The following is a 2,491-nucleotide window of genomic DNA, read 5'->3' on the forward strand; positions in this document are numbered from 1 at the left end:
GAAGCACACTCCGCATTCGCGCCACGGAATGGGCATCGACCACCCAAAACGAGATCCGTCAGCGTCAATCGCCGCGCGGCACGCTGAAACATTGGAAAGCCAGCTTCTCAGCCAACTTTCGTGCATAGTTCAGGCTAGGCGACCACGTGTATTGCCTGCGAGCACGAGATGGTGATCCACGGTTCTTCGCTTACACGATCAATTCCCACCAAACGAACTCTGCGCTACGCAGGAAAGTGATTGGATCTGCGCAGCTTGGGCTCGGGAGGAGAAGTGTCGAGGAGCAGGAGATCCCGTGGCCTGTTCCTACTGAGCAAACCGCCATCGCCGACGTCCTCTCCGACATGGATGCCGAGCTGGCCGCGCTCGAGGCCCGCCGCGACAAGACCCGGGACCTCAAGCAGGCGATGATGCAGGAACTGCTCACCGGCAAGACGCGGCTCGTTCCCACCGGAGGCGCCCATGCCTGAGCGACCTCGTTCTGAACGAAAAACGCAGAACCGCGTCATCGCCCTGTTCACCGACGCGGCACGACCCGACGGGCTCGGCTACCGCTACCTCGGTGAGTGGAACAAGCGGGAGAACAACCGCGCCATCGAGACGGCGATCCTTCGCGACAACCTGACAGCCCGCGGCTTCTCCGCCGCCCACATCTCCGCCGCCCTGCAGAAGCTGGAGGCCGCCGCCGACTCCACGGGCATCACGCTCTACCAGGCCAACCTGCGCACTTACCAGCTCCTGCGCTACGGAGTGCCGGTGCAGATCGCTGCAGGGCAGGAGCATGAGACGGTGCATCTGATCGACTGGGAGCACCCGGAGAAGAACGACTTCGCGCTGGCCGAGGAAGTGACTCTAAAGGGCGGTTATCAGCGGCGGCCGGACCTCGTGCTCTATCTGAACGGCCTCGCCATCGCCGTAATCGAGCTCAAGCGCAGCTCCGTGGAGTTGGGCGACGGCGTGCGGCAGCTCATCACCAATCAGGAGGAGATCTTCAACAAGGGCTTCTTCTCCACGGTCCAGTTCGTCTTTGCGGGCAGCGACTCGCAAGGGGCGCGCTACGGCACCACCGGCACTCCGGAGCAGTTCTTTGTCCAGTGGAAGGATGAAGCACCCGCCGAGGCGGGTGGGGCTCCCGCTGCCGGGGCGCTTCTCGACCGGCCGCTGGCCCAGCTCTGTAACAAGGCCCGGCTGCTCGACCTGATCCGGAACTTCATCCTCTTCGACGCCGGTCAGAAGAAGGTGCCGCGGCCGCACCAGTTCTTCGGTGTGAAGGCTGCCCAGGAGCGCATCGCCAAGCGCGAGGGCGGCGTCATCTGGCATACCCAGGGTAGCGGCAAGAGCATCCTGATGGTGCTGATCGCCAAGTGGCTGCTGGAGCACGACCCCGAGGCGCGTATCCTCGTCATCACCGACCGCGACGAGCTGGACAAACAGATCGAGGGGGTGATGAAGAACGCTGGCGTCATCGGCGCCGACTCTGCTTCCCCGCGTATCACGTCGCGGGCGGAGTTTGGGGAGAAGCTCGGGGCGGCCACGCCGCGCCTCCTGTGCGCGCTGATCCACAAGTTCGACCCGGCCGACCTTAAGGGTCCGCCGCCGCCCGTGCAGGGGCGCTTCTATGTGTTCGTGGACGAATGTCACCGTACGCAGGGTGGCGACATGAACAAGCAGATGAAGCGCTGGCTGGGGGACGCGATCTTCATCGGCTTCACCGGCACGCCGCTCCTGCGCAAGGACAAGCGGATGACGCGGGACATCTTCGGCACCTACATCCACACCTACAAGTTCCACGAGGGAGTCGCCGATGGCGTCATTCTGGACCTCAAATACGAGGCTCGCGACGTTCCGCAGCGGCTGACCTCGCAGGCCGCGATCGACAATTGGTTCGAGCACAAGACCCAAGGACTCAACAGTTTCCAGAAGGCGGTTGTGCGCAAGCGCTGGGCGACGATGGAGAAGCTGATGAGCTCCGGCGAGCGCAAGCAGCGCATCATTGCCGACATCATCGAGGACTTCAGCCTAAAGCCACGGCTCAGCAACGACCGTGGTACGGCGCTCCTGGTCGTTGCCTCGATCTACGACGCTTGCCACTACTTCCGGTTGCTTCAGAACACGAGCTTTGGCCCGTCCTGTGGGATCATCACCTCGTACGAGCCGAACCACAATGCGATTTCGCGTGAGCCTGCAAACAGCGACGAGCGCTACAAATTCGACACCTACACCCAACATGTCCTCGGGAGCGGCCAGACCACCAAGAAGTACGAGGACGAAACCAAGCGTCGCTTCATTGAGGAGCCGGCGAACATGAAGCTGCTGATTGTGGTCAGCAAGCTGCTGACCGGCTTCGATGCGCCTAGTCCCTTGTATCGACCAAAGGCGGAAGTGTTGTCATGCTAAGCACTGCGTCCCCCGCAGCCAATCGGTTCTCGCCGTGTCGCGGGCCGATTCATGGGGCCCGTATGTCGAAGAAGCGGTATCGGATTGACTTGAC

The 2,491-nt window shown here is 62.5% G+C and carries 1 protein-coding gene and 1 pseudogene; both read left to right on the forward strand.

What is annotated here, in order from left to right; genetic code table 11:
* The first annotated feature begins 146 nt into the window (after window positions 1-146).
* Window positions 147-470 (forward strand): hypothetical protein, encoded by a 324-nt coding sequence (locus GY937_05035; protein MCP5056076.1) that lies wholly within the window; start codon window positions 147-149, stop codon window positions 468-470.
* Window positions 463-2,358, forward strand: a pseudogene (locus GY937_05040) (type I restriction endonuclease subunit R). The gene GY937_05035 and the pseudogene GY937_05040 overlap by 8 nt, the downstream one beginning before the upstream one ends.
* Window positions 2,359-2,491: the final 133 nt, after the last annotated feature.

This window comes from bacterium (genome assembly GCA_024228115.1).
Classification (GTDB): Bacteria; Myxococcota_A; UBA9160; order UBA9160; family UBA6930.